Source organism: Thalassospira australica, assembly GCF_044790785.1.
Lineage (GTDB): Bacteria > Pseudomonadota > Alphaproteobacteria > Rhodospirillales > Thalassospiraceae > Thalassospira > Thalassospira australica_A.
In genome coordinates this window covers 2,539,332-2,561,077 of the sequence record NZ_CP085258.1, presented here as the reverse complement: position 1 = coordinate 2,561,077, position 21,746 = coordinate 2,539,332, and the positions used below count along the sequence as shown (strand labels likewise).

Sequence of the window (21,746 nt, the reverse complement as noted above, 5' to 3'; positions counted from 1 at the left end):
TAAACTGAGCCTATCGGGCGGGGAACATTGGTTTCCCGCCCGATTTTTATTGTGCTTGCGCGAAGAACTTTGAGGAATGCGACCAACGGTTTTGCTTTTCAGGTGCTGCTGATCTAATCTTCGAAAAAATAAAAACAAAATGACCGGGAAGATCGGCGGAGGAATATCAATGAGATCGAGTGCAATGGGTGCGCCGGATTTGGCGGCATCTTTACCTGCATCGCAACCGGATGGCAAGCCGGGGCCGGAATTCGGACCGTGGCTGGAAAAGGCATCGATCCTGATTGTCGATGACGAACCGGGGATGCGCAATTTCCTTGTCCGCACATTGGGGCCGCGTGCCAAACGGGTCGAGGAAGCCGCCGATTGCGAAGAAGCGACCAAGCTTCTCGATCAGCATCATTTTGATGTCGTGATCCTTGATAACATCATGCCGGGCAAGTCCGGGGTTGAGTGGTTGACCGAGCAGCGCGAGATCGGCTTTTTTTCCGATGCCATCCTGATGACGGCCTATGCCGATCTGGATACCGCGATCAAGGCATTGCGGGCCGGGGCGGTTGACTTTGTCCTGAAACCGTTTCGATCCAACCAGATTTTGAACGCGGTGGCGCGCTGCCTTGACCGGATGCGGTTACGGCGCGAAAACCATGTTCTACGCCATGAATTGCGTGCAACGTCCGATCATGTCTTGCTGCGCGACAAGCTGATTGGTTATTCGGCGCAAATCCAGGAAATCCGCGAAACGATTGCGCGGGTCGCGCCACTTCCGACATCGATCCTGATTTCCGGGGAAAGCGGTACGGGCAAGGAAGTGACGGCGCGTTCCCTGCATGCGCTATCAGATCGTGCCGAAAAGCCGTTCGTGCCGATCAATTGTGCCGCGATTCCGTCCGAAATGATCGAGGCCGAATTGTTTGGACACCTTAAGGGAGCCTTTACCGGGGCGCAAACCACGCGCGACGGGCTTTTCATGCATGCGCAGGGCGGCACCCTGTTTCTGGACGAGGTTGGTGAATTGTCGCTGGCGACGCAAAGCAAGCTTTTGCGCGCGATTGAAAGCCGCCGTATTCGCCCGGTAGGGTCGGAGCGCGAGGCACCGGTTGATTTGCGATTCATCTTTGCCACCAATGCCGATCTTGAGGCAGAGGTCGAGGCAGGCCGGTTCCGTGCCGATCTGTTTTACCGGATCAATGTCATGCATATCGCCATGCCGCCCCTGCGTGATCGCGGCGATGACGTGCTTGAACTTGCCAGCCTGTTCATGAGCAAGCTATCCAAGCAGCTTGGCGTACCGCAAGTCGCGATGGATGGGGCGGTTCGGGCCGGATTGACACGATATGACTGGCCGGGGAATGTGCGCGAATTGCGCAACCTTGTCGAACGTACTCTGATCCTGGGGCGGTTCCCGGCGGAATTCCGTGACGAGCAGGCCGGTGCCGAAGGGCAGACAGACCATGACGAGACACTGGAGGAAATGGAACGTCGCCACATCATGGCAATGTTGCACAAGACCGGCGGCAACCGCAATGAAGCCGCACGGCGTCTGGGCATTTCACGCAAGACGATTGATCGCAAATTTGCCGATTGGGCCGACTGATGCAGTGGCCGGGCCGCCGAGCCAAACGCACCCGGTCTGTCCGGTTTAAATTGCTGGCGATTGCGTTATTGCCAACACTGGTCATCCTGCCGCTTTTGCTGGGCGTGATGATGGTGCGCTGGAACAGCAAGTTTGACGCGCTTTTGACATCAAAGGTCAATGGCGACCTGACGATTGCCCATCAATATTTCACCCATATCCTTGAAACCACCGGCGAACAGATCGAGGCCCTTGGCCAATCAGTGACGTTTCGTGATGTTCTGATATCGGGGGACCGGATGCGGATTGATGATCTGCTGGCTAAAAAGCAGGCCGAGCTTGGCCTTGATTTCCTGTATATCGCCAATCGGCAGGGGATTGTTTCAGGGGCAGCGCCAAGGCAGGCCACGCCGCGCCTTGATGCCGACTGGCCGGTGATTGCGGCGGCCCTTTCGGGGGCATCCTTGACCGGGGTGGATATATTTGACAATGCCGATCTGGCGGCGATTTCGCCCGGTCTGGCGGCGCGTGCACGGCTTGATCTGGTGCAGACACCCAATGCGGAGCCAACCACGCGCGATGCAGAAACGCGTGGCATGGTAGTGCATTCCGCAAGCCATGTATCCCTGCCGATGATCGGGGCAGAGGGGATAGACGGCGCGCTGGTTGGCGGAATATTGTTGAACCAGAACCTTGTCTTTATCGATACGATCAATGATCTGGTTTACCGCCAAGGTAGTCTTCCCGAAGGCAGCCAGGGCACGGCGACCCTGTTTCTCGACGATGTGCGGATCAGCACCAATGTGCGGCTGTTTGAAGGGCGGCGCGCGCTTGGCACGCGGGTATCAGCGGCGGTGCGCCAGAATGTTCTGGAAGACGGCAAGGTGTGGCTCGATAGCGCGTTTGTCGTCAATGATTGGTATATTTCTGCCTATGAGCCGATTGTGGACAGCTTTGGCAAGCGGGTCGGGATGCTGTATGTCGGGTTCCTTGAGGCACCGTTTGCCCAGACGAAATATGAAAGCCTGTTGATTATCATTGCGGCGTTTCTGTTTGTCGCGACGTTAAGTGTACCTATCTTTTTGCGCTGGGCGCGCGGTATTTTCAAGCCGCTGGAGCGGGTGACGCAAACGATTGCGCGGGTCGAAAGCGGCGATCTTGGCGCGCGTACCCGGATCAATCAGGTGCAGGATGAAATATCGCTGGTGGCTGAACATCTTGATGATCTGTTGGATCAGGTGCAGGAACGTGACAAGCGATTGCGGGCCTGGAACGAGGAACTGAACGCGCGGGTGGATGCCCGGACCAGCGAACTGCGCGAAGCCAACCGGCAACTTGAAGCAACGACCAAGCAGTTGATCATGTCCGAAAAACTCGCTGCGATTGGCGAAATTACAGCCGGTGTGGCGCATGAAATCAATAACCCGGTGGCCGTCCTTCAGGGGAACCTTGATGTGGTGCGGGACCTGCTGGGTGAAAATGTGCGGCTGGCGGAAACCGAATTCCGGCTGATTGATGAACAGGTCAGCCGCATCAACCTGATTGTGACCAAGCTTCTGCAATTTGCCAAACCCGAAGAATATGCCGGATTTGTCGAGCGCCATTCACCGGGCGAGGTGATTGGCGATTGCCTGCCTTTGGTGCAGCATTTGTTGAACAAGGCCGATATTGAGGTATCACGTGAAAGTCTGGCCACGCGGCTTATCCTGATGAACCGGACGGAATTGCAGCAGGTGCTGGTCAATCTTATGGTCAATGCGCTGCACGCGATGCCCGGCAGCGGTACGCTAACCCTGATTGACGAGGATTTTGACCAGAAAGAAAAACCCGGCATTCGCATTTCGATCCGCGATACGGGTACGGGCATGTCGCCCGAAATACTGGGCCGTATTTTCGATCCTTTCTACACGACCAAGCGCCGTGAAGGTACAGGGTTGGGGTTGTCGATCAGTAAAACCCTGATTGACCGGCAAGGCGGAACCATGACGGTTGAAAGCGAGCCAGGCAAGGGAACGTTATTCACCATCTGGTTGCCCGAGGCGGACTGATTATCCCGTCAGGGATTGGACATTTTGTCCGGATGGTGCATTGCACAGTAAAAAAATGTTGGACATTTTGTCTGTGCGCGTGCGCCGCAACATGATGATTGTCTTTCAAAAACTTCCAGAAAATCAGGCAACAGACTGAATGGCATAGCGATTGCCACAGTGTCATTTCCAGGTCTTACCGATATGGCCATGCAGCATTCATCCAAATATGGGGGGATGGGGTCGCCGGATGAACAAATACCGGGAGGAAAACACAAATGTTTGATCGCCTTAAAAAAGAACATATCGTCGCAGGGGACGATTTCAACCGCTGGAAAGTACCGCCAGCATCCATCGCCATTCATCTTTGCATCGGCTCGGTCTATGCGTGGTCGATTTTCAATCCGCCCTTGATCAAGGAATTCGGCGTTGTTGCCGCAAGTTCCGGTGACTGGGGGCTGCAATCCGTTGTCTGGATTTTCTCGGTCGCCATTGTCTGCCTTGGTCTTGCGGCGGCATTCGGCGGCAAGTGGCTTGAAGAAGTCGGCCCGCGTATGGTCGGGGTTGTTGCTGCCTGCTGCTGGGGCGGTGGTTTTATCATTGGCGGCCTCGGGATTGCTACTCATCAGCTTTGGCTGGTTTATCTGGGATATGGTGTGATTGGCGGGGCCGGTCTTGGCCTTGGCTATGTGTCACCGGTTTCAACGCTGATCCGCTGGTTCCCGGACCGGCGCGGTATGGCAACCGGTATGGCCATCATGGGCTTTGGCGGTGGTGCGATGATCGCAACGCCGATCAAGGAAGGTCTGCTTTCGCTGTTCTACAAGGTGCCGGAATATCTTGGCCCGGAAAGTGCCGTCACCCTTGTGACCGAAGGCGGCAAACGTATGGCCGAAGTCGGCGGTCAAATGGTCGAGGTTGTGATCGCGGGGGCGGCACAGGTGGCATCGGCACCCGTTCCGATCGAGGAAGGCGTTTATGTGGCAGGCACCGGCAACACCGGTGCGGCGGCGACCTTCATTACACTTGGTGTTGCCTATTTCATTGTGATGATCATTGCGGCCCTGTCCTATCGCGTGCCGCGTGAAGGGTGGCTGCCAGCCGGCTGGACACCGCCCACGGGCGAGGAAGCCTCCAAGCGCATGATTACGCGCAAGAATGTCCACATAGATCAGGCGCTGAAAACGCCGCAATTCTATCTGCTGTGGATCGTGCTGTGCTTTAACGTGACGGCGGGCATCGGTGTGCTTGGTGTCGCAAAAACGATGATGAGCGAAATTTTTGGCAGTACCCTGCCGCTGATCGTCAATTCCGGCTTTGCTGCGACCTATGTGTTCATGATTTCGGTGTTTAACATGTGCGGCCGGTTCTTCTGGGCGTCGACATCGGATTATATCGGGCGCAAGAATACCTATTACTGCTTCTTTATCCTTGGCATCGTGCTGTATCTGTCGATCCCGTATGCGGCGGGGCAGGTCAGTGTGGACCCGGTCGTGACGTGGCTTGTGATGTTCTATGGCGCAACCATGATCATTTTCACGATGTATGGTGGCGGTTTTGCAACCATTCCGGCCTATCTGGCCGATGTGTTCGGGACCAAATATGTTGGCGGTATCCATGGCCGTCTTCTGACCGCATGGAGTGTTGCCGGTGTGCTTGGTCCGGTTGCCATCACCCAGTTGCGTGAAACTTCGGTAGGGAATTCGATCAGGGATCTGGCCGCGAAAGTTGATCCGGCAGCTTTTCAGGCGAAGTTTGGTGCCGGTATGGATCAGCTTGATCAGCTGATCGCGGCCAACACCGTTACCATTGGCCGTCTGATGGAAATCGCCCCGACCGGGACGGTCGATCCGACGCCAGGTCTGTACAACACGACCATGTATGCCATGGCAGCACTTTTGGTGGTTGGCCTGATTGCTAACGCGCTGGTCAAACCGATTGCCGAAAAGCATTACATGGAAACGTCGGCGAAACCCGCCAAACCGGCACCGTCCGGTCGTGAGGCGACTTCCGAAGCGTAACTTGCTGTCTCTGGCACCGGTCGGCACAACCCGGACCGGTGCCGTCGGACATGAAGACGCATTGGTATTTTCATGTCCGGTTTTGTTGCAGGATGACCCGTAAAATGGGTTATCCTGCAAACAGGACGCCGCCCGCTCAAGGTGTCTATCAACCTGTTTAACTGCGCTACAAAAACGGGATAACCCGGAAAGGCGCCGGATACGCCATGATCGACAAACTTGAAATGTTTATGGTGCTCGCCCGCGAGCAGCATTTTGGCCATGCCGCGGAGGAGTGCGGCGTGACGCAACCGACACTTTCCAGTGCCCTGCGCCAGCTTGAAGACCATCTTGGTGTGGTGCTGGTGCGGCGTGGTTCGCGTTATCAGGGGTTAACGCCCGAGGGGGAGCGGGTTCTGGAATGGGCACGTCATATTGTCGGCAGTTCGCGGTCGATGCGCGATGAAATGCGCGCCATGCGGTTCGGTCTGACCGGGCAGGTGCAGATTGCGGTTATTCCGACGGCATTATCGATGGTCCATGAACTGACCACGCCGTTTCGCGAAAAGCATCCGGATGTAACTTTTTCCGTCCTGTCGCGAACCTCGGTGGAAATTCAGGCATTGCTGGATAACCTTCAAATCGATGTCGGGATCACCTATCTGGATAATGAGCCGCTTGGCCGGGTGACATCGATCCCGCTTTATTATGAACGCTATCATCTAGTGACGTCGAATTTCGATGATATCGGGGATCGCGAAAGTATTACCTGGCGCGAGGCCGCCGAATTTCCGCTGTGCCTATTGACGCCCGACATGCAGAACCGGCGGATTATCAATCAGCATCTGACCGAGGCAGGTGCGCGCGTCAGCCCGACGCTGGAAAGTGATTCGATGATTGCGCTTTTTACCCATGTGCATACCGGCAACTGGGCCAGCATCATGCCGGTCAAGATGGTCAAGGAATTCAGCATGCGCGACCGGGTCAAATCGATCCCGATTGTCGATCCCGATGCATCGCATCTGGTGGGCATGATTGCGGCAAAACGGGAACCGGCGACGCCGGTTGTGTCGGCCTTGTTGAAAGAGGCAAAGAATATTTCGGAACTGGAACCGGTCTGAAAACCCCTTGATAGGTTTTCGCTATCGCGTAACGGGATCGCTTTATTGAACAGACGTTGGCAATCACCGACACTGGATGGAATAACAAAGAATTCAATAGACTGCTAAGTGAGAGAGGCTTGCATGTCTTTATCAGAGACGACCGAGGAAATATCCGTCCGCGTCGGTACCATCTGTGATGGTTTGGCCGGGCTTGAAGGGCCGCTTTTGCCGATCCTGCATGAAGTACAGGAGGAATTCGGCTTTATTCCCGATGGCGCCCTTCAGACAATCGCCAGGAAACTCAATCTCAGCCGGGCGGAAGTCCACGGCGTTGCCAGTTTTTATCACGATTTCCGTGAAGAAAAACCCGGTAAGCATGTCATCAAGATATGTCGTGCCGAAGCCTGCCAGGCCATGGGGGCGGATGACGTTGCGGACCATGCCAAACGCAAGCTGAAAGTCGGCTGGTCGGAAACGACAAGCGACCGGAATGTCACGCTTGAACCGGTATTCTGCCTTGGGCTTTGTGCCTGCGCCCCGGCGGCGATGGTCGATGGCAAGGTTGTCGGTCGTGTCAGCAAGGATCGCCTTGATCGCATCCTGAGCGAGGTGGGATCATGACAGTCAGGATTTACGTCCCGCTTGACTCCGGTTCGGTTGCGCTTGGGGCGGATGAGGTCGCAAGCGCGATTGCATCTGCGGCAGCAAAGCGCGGCGAAGATATCCAGATCGTGCGTAACGGTTCGTTTGGTATGTATTGGCTGGAGCCGATGGTCGAGGTCGAAACATCGCGCGGGCGTCTGGCATATGGCCCGGTCGCAGTCGAGGATGTCGACAGTCTGTTTGATGCCGGGTTCCTGAGGGGTGGCGAACATAAACGGTATCTTGGACATACGCAGGATATCCCGTTCCTGAAGGCGCAGAGACGCCTGACCTTCCAGCGGTGCGGGATTATCGATCCGGTGTCGCTTGACGATTACCGTGCCAATGACGGTCTCAAGGGGCTTGAAAATGCCCTTAAGATGACGTCCGAGGATATCGTCAAGGCAGTGACGGATTCTGGCCTTCGCGGGCGCGGTGGTGCCGGTTTTCCGACGGGTATCAAATGGAATACCGTGCGGCAGGCGCCGGGTGATCAGAAATATATCGTCTGTAATGCCGACGAAGGCGACAGCGGCACATTTGCCGACCGCATGATCATGGAGGGCGAGCCCTTCGTCCTGATCGAAGGGATGATTATTGCCGGTCTGGCGACGGGGGCGACCAAGGGGTATGTCTATACAAGGTCGGAATATCCTGATGCGATCCGTATCATGAACGAAGCAATAGAAGTCGCACGGGCAAACAAACTGCTGGGTCCCAAGGTTCTGGGATCGGATTACGCATTCGACATGGAAGTCCGCATGGGTGCGGGTGCCTATGTATGTGGCGAGGAAACCTCGCTTTTGAACAGCATGGAAGGCAAGCGGGGCGTTGTCCGCGCCAAGCCGCCGCTTCCGGCCCTTGAGGGCTTCATGGCCCGGCCGACGGTTGTTAACAACGTTATCTCGTTGTGTTCGGTGCCGGTGATCCTTGAAAAGGGGGCGGAATATTATCGCGATTTCGGTATGGGTCGTTCGCGTGGGACCATTCCGATCCAGATTGCGGGCAATGTTAAACATGGCGGCCTTTATGAAACGGCCTTTGGCCTGACACTGGGTGAAATTGTTGATCAGATCGGTGGGGGTACGGCAAGCGGCCGCCCGGTCAAGGCCGTTCAGGTCGGTGGTCCGCTTGGCGCATATTTCCCGCGTGACCTGTTTGATACGCCGTTTGATTACGAGGCCTTTGCCAAGGCGGACGGTTTGATCGGTCATGCCGGTGTTGTCGTGTTTGACGACAGTGTCGACATGATGAAGCAGGCCCGATTTGCCATGGAATTCTGTGCGATTGAATCATGTGGCAAATGCACGCCATGCCGCATTGGGTCAACACGCGGTACCGAAGTTGTAGATAAAATCGCACGCGGCGAAGATCCCGAAATGCAGAAGGAACTTCTGGCCGATCTGTGTGAAACGATGAAGTTCGGGTCGCTATGTGCGCTGGGCGGGTTTACGCCCTATCCGGTGATGAGTGCGCTGACCCATTTCCCTGATGATTTCAAGCCCCATGCGCTTGACATAGCCGCGGAGTGAGAACGATGTCCTTGGTAAAAGAAGTCGACTACGGAACCCCCGCCGCCAAATCTGAAAAGACCGTTACACTCAATGTCGACGGATTTGATGTGACCGTGCCCGAAGGCACGTCGATCATGCGCGCCTCGATGGAGGCGGGCATTCAGGTGCCGAAACTGTGCGCAACCGATATGGTTGATGCGTTTGGGTCATGCCGCCTGTGTCTGGTTGAAATCGAAGGTCGTAATGGCACCCCGTCATCCTGCACGACCCCGGTCGCGGATGGCATGGTTGTTCATACCCAGACTGAAAGATTGAAGAAAATTCGCAAGGGCGTGATGGAACTTTATATTTCCGATCACCCGCTGGATTGTCTGACCTGTGCGGCCAATGGCGATTGCGAATTGCAGGACATGGCGGGTGTGGTTGGCCTGCGTGATGTACGATATGGCTATGACGGCGAAAACCACGTCAAAACCCGCCAGAATGGCGAGGAAAATCCGCGCTATATGGCCAAGGACGAGAGCAACCCGTATTTCACCTATGACCCGTCGAAATGTATCGTCTGTTCGCGTTGCGTGCGGGCATGTGAGGAAGTGCAGGGGACCTTCGCCCTGACGATCGAGGGGCGCGGGTTTGAAAGCCGGGTGTCGCCCGGTATGCATGAAAACTTCATGGATTCAGAATGCGTGTCGTGCGGTGCCTGTGTTCAGGCCTGCCCGACGGCAACGCTTCAGGAAAAATCGGTGATCGAAATCGGTCAGCCTGAACATTCGGTCGTCACCACCTGTGCCTATTGCGGGGTCGGCTGTTCGTTCAAGGCGGAAATGCGCGGCGATGAGTTGGTGCGCATGGTGCCGTACAAGGATGGCAAGGCCAACCGCGGGCATTCATGCGTCAAGGGTCGGTTTGCCTATGGCTATGCCAGCCATAAGGACCGTATCCTGAACCCGATGATCCGCGAAAACACGTCTGATCCGTGGCGCGAAGTCAGTTGGGAAGAAGCCCTGAGATACACGGCGGACAAGTTCCGTTCAATTCAGGCAAAATACGGCAAGGCCGCGATTGGCGGGATTACGTCATCGCGTTGCACGAACGAGGAAACCTTCCTTGTGCAGAAGCTGATCCGGGCCGGGTTTGGCAATAACAACGTCGATACCTGTGCGCGTGTCTGTCATTCGCCGACCGGTTATGGCCTTAAAACCACATTCGGGACATCGGCCGGAACACAGGATTTTGACAGTGTCGAGCATACAGACGTCGTGATCCTGATCGGGGCCAACCCGACGGACGGGCACCCTGTTTTTGCATCGCGCCTGAAAAAGCGGTTGCGTCAGGGGGCGGAGCTGATCGTGATTGACCCGCGCCGTATTGATCTGGTGCGCACGCCACATATCAAGGCTGCCGCCCATCTGGCATTGCGTCCGGGGACGAACGTTGCGGTTCTGACGTCGCTTGCGCATGTGATCGTAACCGAAGGCCTGTTTGACGAGGCATTCATTCGCGAACGGTGCGACTGGGATGAATTTCAGGATTGGGCAGCGTTTGTATCCAGTCCACAAAACAGCCCGGAAGAAGTCGAACGCCAGTCGGGTGTTCCGGCAGAAACCGTGCGCAAGGCGGCGCGTATTTTTGCCCGCGGTGGAAATGGCGCGATCTATTACGGGCTTGGCGTGACCGAACACAGCCAGGGGTCGACCACCGTGATGGCGATTGCCAATCTTGCAATGGCGACGGGTAATATCGGGCGTCCGGGCGTGGGGGTGAACCCGCTTCGCGGGCAGAACAACGTGCAGGGTTCGTGCGATATGGGATCGTTCCCGCATGAATTGCCGGGCTATCGCCATATTGCCGATGATGCGACGCGTGACGTGTTTGAAAAAATCTGGGGTGTCAAACTCGATGACGAACCGGGTCTTCGCATTCCCAACATGCTTGATGCCGCTGTCGAAGGCACGTTCAAGGGTATTTACATTCAGGGTGAAGACATTCTGCAATCGGACCCGGATACCAAGCATGTCGCCGCCGGTCTTGCGGCAATGGAATGCGTTGTGGTTCATGACCTGTTTCTGAACGAAACGGCAAATCATGCGCATGTGTTCCTGCCCGGTTCAACCTTCCTTGAAAAGGACGGGACATTTACCAATGCCGAACGCCGCATCAACCGTGTGCGCAAGGTGATGAGCCCGAAAAACGGCTTTGCCGATTGGGAAGTCACGCAAAATCTGGCGCGTGCGATGGGATTTGATTGGAACTATACCCATCCGTCACAGATCATGGATGAAATTGCCCACACCACGCCAAGCTTTGCCGGGGTCAGTTATGACCTTCTGGAACGCGAGGGTTCGGTTCAGTGGCCGTGCAATGAAAAGGCACCGCTGGGGACGCCGGTGATGCATATCGACGGCTTTGTGCGTGGCAAGGGCAAGTTTGTTGTGACAGAATATGTGGCAACGGATGAACGTACCGGTCCGCGCTTCCCGCTATTGCTGACGACGGGGCGCATCCTTAGCCAATATAACGTGGGGGCACAGACCCGACGGACGGCCAACAGCGCATGGCACAAGGAAGACCTGCTGGAAATTCATCCCCATGATGCCGAACAGCGCGGTATCCGCGAAAGGGACTGGATACGTCTGGCGTCGCGGTCGGGTGAAACGTCGCTTCGCGCGACGATTACCGACCGGGTTGCGCCGGGCGTGGTTTACACGACCTTCCACCATCCGGGCACACAGGCCAACGTGATCACCACCGATTATAGCGACTGGGCGACCAATTGCCCGGAATACAAGGTTACCGCCGTTCAGGTCACGCCCAGCAATGGGCCGACCGAATGGCAGGTGGAATATGACAAGCAGGCCGAACAGGCGCGCCGGATCCTTCCGCGTGTCGATGCGGCTGAATAGGTGAGAAACATTGCCCGGTTTCATGACAGGATATCATCATGAAACCGGGTGTTTTCGTCTGTAAATCAAGAATTCCGGCGGGAGTTTAAACGCCAATGGCACCTGACAAACTCGTCTATATGGCCAATCAGATCGCGACTTTTTTCAAATCCAAACCTCATGCCGAAGGTGTGGCAGGGGTGGCAGGGCATATCAGCGATTTCTGGGAGCCACGGATGCGCAAGCAGCTTTTTGACATGATCAAGAGCGGCCATGACGGTTTCCATCCGCTGGTAATCGAAGCCGCCCCGATGATTCGCAAGGTCAAAGAACCCGCCAAGGTCTAGAAAAGGGCCAAGGTGATCTTGCGAAAGTTCGATATCGTCTGGAACTTTCGGGCCGTATCCGTGTTGCGTGAGTAATGTCCCGGATCGCAATCCGGGAAGGGCACATAACGCAAGAGGCTGCAAAATGGACGATATCCCCCGTGATGCTGCATTTGACAATACTCTGGCGCTGATGCGTGAAGGGTATCATTTCATTTCCCGGCGGTGCGATGCGTTGGATACGGACTTTTTTGAAACGCGCGTGATGTTGCAAAATGTGATTTGCATGCGTGGTCCCGAGGCGGGCCATCTGTTTTACGAACATCCCGATACAACCCGTGTGGGGGCGATGCCGTCCACAACGCTTTGGCTGTTGCAGGACGCCGGCAGTGTTCAGCAGCTTGATGGTGAAAAGCACCGGGATCGCAAGGCGATGTTCATTCGCATGCTTGCCAATCCGGCGGCGGCAAAAGCATTTGTTGCGACCTTTCGCGACGCATGGCTGTCGCGCCTGCAGGAATGGGAACACAGGCCCACGGTTCGCCTGCTTGACGAGGCCAACCTTGTCCTGACGATTGCGGCCTGCGAATGGTGTGGTGTGCCGGTTGAAAATACCGACCTTCGGCAGTTAAGCCATTCCCTGTTTGTCATGTCTGACCGGGCAGGCAGTTTCGGCCCGAAAATGTGGACCGCCCTTTGGCAACGCCATCAGATCGAGGTGACGTTAAGAACCCTGATTGAGGCGATCCGGCGCGGTGACATCAGCACCGCGGCTGAAAGTCCGATCTGCATCATTGCTAAACATCGCGATCCCGATGGGGAATTGCTGGATGCGCAGACCGCGACGGTCGAATTGCTTAATATCCTCCGCCCGATTGTTGCCATCGGACGATACATCGCCTTTACCGCCCTGGCCCTGCATGAACATCCGCAGTGGCGCGACAGCTTTAAAACCGGGGGCGAGACATTTATCGAACCGTTTGTCGAAGAAGTCCGGCGGCTTTATCCGTTCTTTCCCTTTGTCGGGGCCAAGGCCAAAAGGGACATCGAGTGGTACGGCTACACGCTGCCAAAGGGGCAATGGCTGCTGTTTGATCTGTTTGGTACCAGCCGTGATCAAAACCATTTTGACAATGCCGAGCATTTTGATCCCGAACGTCGGGTATCCTGGAAATCCCAGGATTTCAATTTCGTCCCGCAGGGTGGAGGGGATACCGAAACCAGTCATCGGTGCCCCGGGGAAATGATCGTGGTTGAAACCATGAAGGAAACGGTGCGCCTGCTTTGCCGCGAAATGCATTACACTGTTCCTGATCAGGATATGAAACTGCATCTGAACCGTATTCCCGCAGCACCGGCCGACGGATTTGTTCTGGCCGACATTCGCAGACACAATCATTGACGGGGTGCCATGAAAAACGACCGATCTATTTTTGACAGCCGCAAACAGGATTTGGCCGTGGTCGCCCCCTCGGACAAGGCGGACGAAGATGGTGCCGCTCCGATGGTTTTGCCGCCCGAAGTCCCGGCAGCCCTTACCTTCAACGGCCGGTCGCATGCGGTGATGATGGTTTCCCCCTTTGATCTTGAGGATTTCATCATCGGTTTTTCCCTGTCCGAGGGCGTTGCCGACCATATAGATCAGATCACGCTTCGCGATGTTCGCAAAACCCTTCAGGGATATGTGATCGAGGCCGACCTGGACGAAGATGTGTTTGATCGCCTTGATGCCCGCAAACGCACCCTTGAAGGACGTTCGGGCTGCGGGCTTTGCGGTGTTCAGTCGCTTGAGGCGGTTGCGATGGACAAGATCGGCACCGTCGTGCCGGGCAATATGCCACAGGATGTTGTTTTGCGTGCGATTGAGGCACTTCCCGAACTCCAGACACGCAACCGCGAAGGCGGCGGTCTTTTGCATGCCAGTGCGTTTGTCGATGCCACCGGCACCATCCGCATCGTGCGCGAGGATATCGGACGTCATAACGCACTGGACAAGGTTCTGGGCGCAGTGGCGCGAGAGGGCGTGGACAAAACGGGTGGCTTCATCCTGATGACCAGCCGCTGTTCCTATGAAATTGTCACCAAAACCGTGCAATGCGGGGTGGGCGGACTTGTGACCCTTTCAGGACCGACATTAACCGCGGTCAATCTGGCAAGGCAGGCGGGATTGACAATGATCTGCCGAGAACGGCGCGGGTTGTTCCGGCGCTTTGCCTGATCCCGATGGCGTGAGGGCCGATCAGGCCGACGCGCGGGGGATAATCTCGAACCCGATATCGATGCTGTTGCGGGGGAGTTCCTGATGGGCTATGCGCGCGATCAGGGCTTTGGCAGCCTCTGTCCCCAGATGCTTGCGATCAACTTCGACCGTCGTCAGCGCGGGCAGGGTAAAGGGCGAAAAGTTCTGGTTGCCGAACCCGATAACGGCAATCTCGTCCGGGACTGAAATACCGCGCGCCTGTGCCTCGATCAAAACGCCATGTGCGAGAAGGTCGGAACTGCACATGATCACACCATTGGTAAAACCGTTCTTGATCGCCTGAGCCAGTCCGCTGCGTCCGCGCTCAATCGTTGCGCCGCTTTCAAAGCAGACGGCACCGGGTTTTGTGCCGGTCAGTTTGCCGAACCGGGTACAAAATGCATCCTTGCGGCGCAATGCGCGTTCATCGCCCGCCGATACAGCCATGGCATTGCGATAGCCGCGGTCATAGGCAAATTGCGCCATCTCTTCGCCAGCCCGGATATGGGAAAATCCGATACAGACATCAATCGGGGATTCCGTCGTATCCCATACCTCGATCACCGGAATGCCTGCCCCCAGCAACATCCGTTTGCAGCCCGCCGAATGATGGATACCGGTCAGAAGGATGCCATCGGGCCGACGGCTTAACATCGTTGCCAGAACCGCCTGTTCTTCTTCCTGTGAAAAGCCGGTTTCTGCCATCAGAACGTGGTAGCCCGACCCGCGGATGACATCGATGAAATTCTGCATGAGGTCAGAATAGATGACATTGGTGATTGATGGCACAAGAGCTGCGATTAACTGGCTGCGTTTGGATGCCAGAGCACCGGCGACCATGTTGGGTACATAGCCGGTCAGCTCAATCGCATCCTGAATGCGTTTAAGCGTCTTCGCCGAGACCTTTTTCGGATCGTTCAGGGCACGAGAAACCGTCACCTGAGAAACACCGGCCAGTCGTCCCACGGTTTCCATGGTTACCGTGCCGGATTTCAGATCGCCGTTTTTCAGGGCGTCGGTATTTTTCGGTGCACTAAGCAAAGCGGTTTCTCGTTGCAGGGCAATCCGTTATGGATTGTTCCAGTGTCGATCCAGGGCCGGTTTGACCCGGCTCTGGACTTTACATAAGCGATTTATAACCGGCAAGTCATCCGGTTACTCGTTATTGCGACTTCCCGATGCGGTCTTTTTGCTTTTGCGCGACACCATGATCGAAAAGGTGATCGAAAGGGCGATCAGAACCCAAAGCAAAACCGCGATCCAGCTTTTGGTAAAGAAGATCGACAGCGTGCCGAACGATTCAAGGCTTTTGACGAAATAGATTTCGGCAGAAGGTCCAAGGATGAAGCCGATGATGAAGGGGGCGATTTCAATGCCGATCTTGTGTGCGAGATAGCCGAACAGCCCAAAGATCAGAAGCGTCCAGACATCGAACATCACACCGTAATTGATAGTGTATGCGCCCACCACGCACATCATCAGGATGATCGGGAACAGGATATTTTTCGGAACTGATACCACCTTTGCCAGATGGCGGATGGCAAAGATCATCACAAGGAACATGACAAGGTTGGCCACCAGCATGGCAATGATCATCGCATCCCATGTCACCGGATTGTTGCCGATAAACAGCGGACCAACCTGAATACCCTGCAGGGTAAAGGCCCCGATCAGAATGGCGGTTGTTGAATCGCCCGGAATGCCAAGTGACAGCAACGGCACCAGCGCCCCGCCGGTCAGGCCGTTATTGGCACTTTCCGATGCGATGACGCCAGCCGGTTCACCCTTGCCGAAACGTTCGGGATGGCGCGAAAAGTTCTTTTCCTGACTGTATGCCAGGATTGATGCCGCACTGCCGCCAACACCGGGCAGGATGCCGACAAAGGTGCCGATTCCTGACGACCGGATCAGGTTGATGATCTGGCCCTTGAAAACAGATAACTTGAATGGCTTGCCCTTGGTGATTGTCGCACCCGAAACGCCCTGTCCCTTGGGCATGCCGTTTTCTGCCTCGATCAGGATGGTCGCCAGACCAAACAGGCCAATCAGCACCGGCAGCAGCGAAAAGCCGCTTTCAAGGTAATATTCAAGGAATTCAGGCACGAGGCGCAATTCGCCATTGCCGCCGCGCGAAACGTCATAGGAGCCGATCAGGCTGATGAAAATACCCAGAACGCCGCTGAAAATACCGATCAGAAGGCTACTGCTTAGGGCGGCCATGACGGTGAGTGCAAAAAAGATGATCAGGAATTTTTCGATATAGGAAAACTTGATCGCAAAATCGGCCAGTGCGGGGGCGAACAGATAAAGAGCAGCAAGGCTGATTAACCCGCCAACAAGCGACGAAATTATCCCAATTTTAAGCGCGCTTTCGCCGTCACCGGCCATCGTCATCGGATAACCGTCAAGCGTGGTGGTGATAGAGGACGGCGTTCCGGGGATATTGAGCAGGATCGCCGGGACAAGCCCGCCGGAAATGCCGCCGACATAAAGGCCCAGCAAAAGTGCCAGCCCGTTTTCAAGCCCCAGCGAATAGGTTAGCGGCAAACAGACCGCAACTGCCATGGTCGCCGTCATGCCGGGGATCGCGCCAAAGATGATGCCGATCACCGTGCCAACGGCAACAAGCGTAAAGAACAGCGGTGTCAGGATGGAAAGAAGATCCATGATAAATCTCTTGGGTCAATCCGTGCCTTGGTTCTGGACCTATGGCAGCGAGATATTGAAAAGTTCGGACAGGATGTACCAGACGAGGCTTGGTGCGATGACCGCATTGAGACCCGCAATGATCAACTGCTTGCGGCCACGTTCATGCAGATACAAAACGCTCATCGCAAACAGGTAAGGGATCGAGCACAGGTAAAATCCAAGTCCGGTATTGGGATAAATATCGCCAACCGCAGGCATCGCGAGGAAATAAAGAACTGTGCCTGCGATGGTGCCAAAGAAACGCAGATGATCAATGCCAACCGGCCACCATGGTCCGGAGCCGATGGATGCAAAGATGGTCCGGCCGCGCGTCACCAGGATGGCAAGAAACAGAATGCCAAGGATTACGGCGATGATCGTGGGAAAAATTATGTGCGACGTGTCAAAGTCGACCGTCACCTTCAATAGGTTTTCAAAGGACATGGAACGCCTCCTGAAGCTGCCTGTTGCGACCGATGGTAAATGTCTTCCGACAATTTGAGAAATTCCGACGGAATGATTTCGGAGGTCAAGAACCGGACAGTAGTTCGATCAAGTGCCGGAACAGGCAGAACCGGCCCGGCTTTGCACCGGGCCGGATCGTTATGTTTTAGTTGGTTGCGATCGACTGGATAACCTGACGGTATTCGTCACGTTTTTCTTTCAGATAGGCAGAAGCTTCAGCCTGCGGCTTGTAATCCGGGATGAAGAACGATGCTTTCTGTTTTTCCTGAATCTCGCCAGCGTCAAAGATTTCCTTTAACGTATTGTCGATGGTGGCAATCTGTTCCGGGTCCATGTCCTTGTTGAATAGCAGGAAGAATTCCTTGTCGAAGGTGAAGTCCTTCTCGCCATCAAAGGTCACGCTGACATTTGGAGTGGTGAAGGCCAGTAGTTCGTCACGGGTGGTATCGCCCATGCCTTCGGGGTTCGCCTGCGCGATGGTTTCTTCACGTGCCGTCAGCCAGATAAAGCGCATGGCTTTCTGGTCGTCTTCGGGCAACTGGGTGAACTGTTCATTGGCCTGAACCGAACCGTTGATCACGTCAGCCTGTCCATCAAACAGAAGCTGGTTTTTATCAGCCTGCGAGCCTGTATTGACCGGAACGATGTTTTCTTCGGCGCCCGGATGCTGGATTTTCACGGCATTTTTAAGGGCCGAAAAACCGATTTCCGAAACGCCGCCCGCCTGAATGGCAACACGAACGCGTTGTCCGGCTGTTGCTGCGGCAATCACGTCTTCCATCGACTGCATGGGCGAGTTTTTGGCAACGAGATATGCATTGCCCGGGTTGATCGCGACGGTCGGGCCGACAACATATTTTTCAAAGATGTCGTCATAACCGCGCACGCCATAAAGGTTTGCGAGATAGGATTGATCGTGGAAAATCATGATCGTCGTGCCGCGGCTGTCACGTTCCAGTGCCTTGAAGGCCTCGCTGGAGCCGACTGCATCAACCTTGACATTGATATCAAGCTTTTCGGAAAGTGCCTCGGCGATGATCGCGCTGTTCTGATAGGTGTCACCACCGGTCGATTTCGAACCGATGACCATGCGAATATTGCTTGGCAGTTCCGAGGCATTGGCGAGAATCGGCGTTGCAACCATGGCTGTCAACCCGGCTGCGGTTGCGAGGGTTTTGAAAAGTCCGGTCATTGTTTCCTCCCGAATGACGCGTTCCTGATAGGGGCTCCTTGCCCGTATTGCCCGGCCGGGGTGGCTCCCGGAAAGGCAGCGCCTTGCTTGTTCTTGTTATTATTGCCTGTAAATTTTCAGACGATATGAAAGCGCATACATATTTTCATACAAGTCGTTTTAACTTCTGTCAATGCCGGAATATATAGCCTTTTTATTCCCACCTTGTGTGTAGTATTACCTGTAAGATAACTTGACAACGTAATTGTGTATGCGCATACATTAAATCATCAAGGAAATCACATTGTCCTATCGGTTTCGCATGTGCATAGTCATCCGATAGGGCGGATAAACGGGAGGAACGCCATGTCCGAAAAACAAAAAAAATCTGCCGAAGATCTCAGAAGTGCGCGCTGGTTCGCGCCAGATGATTTGCGTTCGTTCGGTCACCGTTCGCGCCTGATGCAGATGGGGCTTGATCCGGAAGACTGGACAGGCCGCCCGGTCATTGGAATCTTGAATACGTGGTCGGAATTGAACCCGTGCCACGCGCATTTCCGCGAACGTTCCGGCGATGTCAAAAAAGGCGTGCATCAGGCGGGTGGTTTTCCGGTCGAACTTCCGGCGATTTCGGTTGATGAGTCTTTCACCAAGCCGACATCGATGCTGTATCGCAACCTGCTGGCGATGGAGACCGAAGAGCTGATCCGTTCCCATCCGCTTGATGGTGTGGTTTTGATGGGCGGTTGCGATAAAACCACGCCGGGCCTTGTCATGGGCGCGATTTCGGCCGGTGTGCCGATGATCTATCTCCCGGCCGGTCCGATGTTGCGCGGGAATTATGCCGGTAAAATTCTGGGTTCCGGGTCGGATGCCTGGAAATACTGGGATGAACGCCGTGCCGGTAACATCAGTGACGAGGAATGGGTCGGTGTCGAAGGCGGCATCGCGCGTTCATACGGTCACTGCATGACCATGGGTACGGCATCGACCATGACCGCGATTGCCGAAGCCATGGGGCTTTGCCTTCCGGGCGCGTCGTCGATTCCGGCACCGGATGCCGGTCATATCCGCATGTCGACCCAGTGTGGCCGTCGTATCGTCGATATGGTCTGGGAAGATCTGACACCTGAAAAAATCGTCACCCCGGCATCGGTCCGGAACTCTGCTGTGGTTGCGATGGCGACCGGCTGTTCGACCAATGCGGTTGTGCATCTTCTGGCGATGGCACGCCGTGCCAGCATCAAGCTTGATCTTGATGATCTTGATGCACTGGGCCGTATCACGCCGCTGATTGCCAATATCCGCCCGTCGGGCAAGGGCGATTACCTGATGGAAGATTTCTTCTATGCCGGTGGTTTGCGCGCCCTGATGGCGGAACTTGGCGACAAACTTGATACAAGTGTTACGACCGTGACCGGCAAGACGCTTGGCGAAACGCTTGAGGGGGCGACGGTTTATAACGACGATGTCATTCGTCCCTTGTCCAACCCGGTTTATCACGAAGGGTCGCTTGCGGTTCTGCGCGGTAACCTTTGCCCGGATGGGGCCGTGATCAAACCAGCCGCTTGTGATGAACGGTTCCGTAATCATCAGGGACCGGCACTTGTCTTTGACAGCTATCCCGAAATGAAAAAGGCGGTTGATGACGAAAATCTTGATATCACGCCCGATCATGTTCTGGTGCTGCGCAATGCCGGGCCGTTAGGTGGGCCAGGCTTCCCGGAATGGGGGATGCTGCCGATCCCCAAGGCCCTGATCAAGCAGGGGCATCGTGACATGCTGCGTATTTCGGATGCCCGCATGTCAGGCACGTCTTATGGGGCCTGTGTGCTTCATGTTGCGCCGGAAAGCTATATCGGCGGGCCGCTCGCCCTTTTGAAAACCGGCGATATCGTCAAGCTTGATCTTGATAACCGTCGTCTGGACATGCTGGTGGATGAAGACGAGCTCGAACGTCGTCGTGCGGCATGGAAAAAGCCCGAAGATCGCTATCAGCGCGGTTATGGCTGGATGTTTGGCAAGCATGTCACCCAGGCAAATGAAGGCTGTGATTTCGACTTCCTGTCGCCCGACTTCGGCAAAACCGCGGGCGAGCCGGATATCTTCTGATCTGCCGGTTGGTTGACCGGCAATGATTGATGAGAAACAGGTGGCGCGCCCATCGCGCCACCACCAACAGAATTCAGGGACTTTGACCAATGGCACTTTCCAAAGCCGATTTGCGTGGCGTGCTGTCCGGGATTTCGGGCATTCTTGTGACGCCTTATGATGAAAATGGCGATATCGCGCCGAAAAAACTTTCCCCGATCATTGATCGCGCGCTGGCCTCGGGCGTACATTTCCCGGTGGTAAACGGCAATACCGGCGAATTTTATGCTCTGACCACGGACGAGGCCATCGCCATGGCCAGATCGGTTGCCGAAATGCTGGATGGTCGCGCGCCGATGCTGGCCGGGGTTGGTCGCGGCATTCGTGATGCGATTGCACTGGCAAAGGCATCTGCAGAGGCCGGTGCCGAAGCGCTTATGATCCATCAGCCACCAGATCCCTTCGTCGCGCCGCGTGGTGTTGTCGACTATCTTAAACGCATTGCCGATGCATCGGATGGTTTGCCGATGATGCTGTATCTTCGCAACGATACGATTGGCACTAAGGCGATTGCCGATCTATGTGCTGTTGAAGGTGTTGCCGGTGTCAAATGGGCGACGCCAAATCCGATGAAGCTGGCCGAGGCGATTTCAGCCTGCGATCCCGATATCGTATGGGTTGGTGGTTTGGCCGAGGTTTGGGCGCCGACTTTCTATGCGGTGGGCGCGCGTGGCTTTACATCGGGGCTGATCAATGTGTGGCCGGAACGCTCGATGGCGATCCATGCTGCCCTTGAAGGCGGTGATTATCAAACCGCCCGCAAACTGATTTCGGAAATGCGGGCATTTGAGGATGTCCGTGCCGAAGAAATGAACGGCACTAATGTGACCGGGGTTAAGTCCGCGTTGCAGCTTCTGGGCAACGATTGCGGTCCGACGCGCCCGCCATCAGCCTGGCCCCTGACGCCTGCGCAGCATGACAAGCTTGTCGGCTTCATGCGCGAAAACAAACTTGTGAAATAA

At 55.5% G+C, this 21,746-nt stretch carries 16 protein-coding genes; 12 read left to right on the top strand and 4 right to left on the bottom strand.

Annotated elements, in window-relative coordinates; genetic code table 11:
- The first annotated feature begins 169 nt into the window (after positions 1–169).
- The 10 genes from LG297_RS12190 (at position 170) to fdhD (ending at position 14,288) form a co-directional block, all read left to right on the top strand.
- Entirely contained in the window at positions 170–1,597 is a 1,428-nt protein-coding gene (locus tag LG297_RS12190; RefSeq protein ID WP_404420588.1) for a sigma-54-dependent transcriptional regulator, read from the top strand.
- On the top strand, positions 1,597–3,624 hold the full coding sequence (locus LG297_RS12185) for a cache domain-containing protein (protein ID WP_404420586.1): 2,028 nt from the start codon (positions 1,597–1,599) through the stop codon (positions 3,622–3,624). Before LG297_RS12190 ends, LG297_RS12185 begins: the two co-directional genes overlap by 1 nt.
- A gap of 257 nt (positions 3,625–3,881) precedes the next feature.
- Positions 3,882–5,624, top strand: coding sequence for an OFA family MFS transporter (locus tag LG297_RS12180; protein WP_404420584.1), 1,743 nt, complete (start codon positions 3,882–3,884; stop codon positions 5,622–5,624).
- Positions 5,625–5,830: 206 nt separating this feature from the next.
- Positions 5,831–6,724 (top strand): LysR family transcriptional regulator, encoded by an 894-nt coding sequence (locus LG297_RS12175; protein WP_404420582.1) that lies wholly within the window; start codon positions 5,831–5,833, stop codon positions 6,722–6,724.
- Between the two features lie 123 nt (positions 6,725–6,847).
- Positions 6,848–7,327: a formate dehydrogenase subunit gamma gene (locus LG297_RS12170; protein ID WP_404420580.1), complete on the top strand. Its 480-nt coding sequence runs from the start codon at positions 6,848–6,850 to the stop codon at positions 7,325–7,327.
- Positions 7,324–8,880: a formate dehydrogenase beta subunit gene (locus LG297_RS12165; protein WP_404420578.1), complete on the top strand. Its 1,557-nt coding sequence runs from the start codon at positions 7,324–7,326 to the stop codon at positions 8,878–8,880. Before LG297_RS12170 ends, LG297_RS12165 begins: the two co-directional genes overlap by 4 nt.
- Before the next feature lie 5 nt (positions 8,881–8,885).
- Positions 8,886–11,765, top strand: coding sequence for a formate dehydrogenase subunit alpha (gene fdhF, locus LG297_RS12160; RefSeq protein ID WP_404420576.1), 2,880 nt, complete (start codon positions 8,886–8,888; stop codon positions 11,763–11,765).
- 95 nt (positions 11,766–11,860) lie between these two features.
- Positions 11,861–12,091, top strand: a complete 231-nt coding sequence (locus tag LG297_RS12155; protein WP_404420574.1) for a formate dehydrogenase subunit delta — start codon at positions 11,861–11,863, stop codon at positions 12,089–12,091.
- 124 nt (positions 12,092–12,215) lie between these two features.
- Positions 12,216–13,472 (top strand): cytochrome P450, encoded by a 1,257-nt coding sequence (locus LG297_RS12150; RefSeq protein WP_404420572.1) that lies wholly within the window; start codon positions 12,216–12,218, stop codon positions 13,470–13,472.
- Positions 13,473–13,481: 9 nt separating this feature from the next.
- Complete coding sequence (gene fdhD, locus LG297_RS12145; RefSeq protein ID WP_404420570.1) at positions 13,482–14,288, top strand: formate dehydrogenase accessory sulfurtransferase FdhD; 807 nt, start codon at positions 13,482–13,484, stop codon at positions 14,286–14,288.
- A gap of 21 nt (positions 14,289–14,309) precedes the next feature.
- On the opposite strand, the gene LG297_RS12140 is transcribed toward fdhD, so the two are convergent.
- The 4 genes from LG297_RS12140 to LG297_RS12125 form a co-directional block, all read right to left on the bottom strand.
- Complete coding sequence (locus LG297_RS12140; protein ID WP_404420568.1) at positions 14,310–15,350, bottom strand: LacI family DNA-binding transcriptional regulator; 1,041 nt, start codon at positions 15,348–15,350, stop codon at positions 14,310–14,312.
- A gap of 114 nt (positions 15,351–15,464) precedes the next feature.
- Positions 15,465–16,976: a tripartite tricarboxylate transporter permease gene (locus tag LG297_RS12135; protein ID WP_404420566.1), complete on the bottom strand. Its 1,512-nt coding sequence runs from the start codon at positions 16,974–16,976 to the stop codon at positions 15,465–15,467.
- Between the two features lie 39 nt (positions 16,977–17,015).
- Positions 17,016–17,441 (bottom strand): tripartite tricarboxylate transporter TctB family protein, encoded by a 426-nt coding sequence (locus LG297_RS12130; protein ID WP_404420564.1) that lies wholly within the window; start codon positions 17,439–17,441, stop codon positions 17,016–17,018.
- 166 nt (positions 17,442–17,607) lie between these two features.
- Positions 17,608–18,654 (bottom strand): hypothetical protein, encoded by a 1,047-nt coding sequence (locus LG297_RS12125; RefSeq protein ID WP_404420562.1) that lies wholly within the window; start codon positions 18,652–18,654, stop codon positions 17,608–17,610.
- 345 nt (positions 18,655–18,999) lie between these two features.
- Here LG297_RS12125 and araD point away from each other — a divergent pair, with 345 nt between their 5' ends.
- A complete protein-coding gene (gene araD / locus LG297_RS12120; protein ID WP_404420560.1) occupies positions 19,000–20,745 on the top strand; it encodes an L-arabinonate dehydratase in 1,746 nt (581 codons plus the stop codon).
- A gap of 89 nt (positions 20,746–20,834) precedes the next feature.
- Positions 20,835–21,746 carry a dihydrodipicolinate synthase family protein gene (locus LG297_RS12115; RefSeq protein ID WP_404420558.1) on the top strand — a complete coding sequence of 304 codons (912 nt, stop codon included), beginning with the start codon at positions 20,835–20,837 and terminating at the stop codon, positions 21,744–21,746.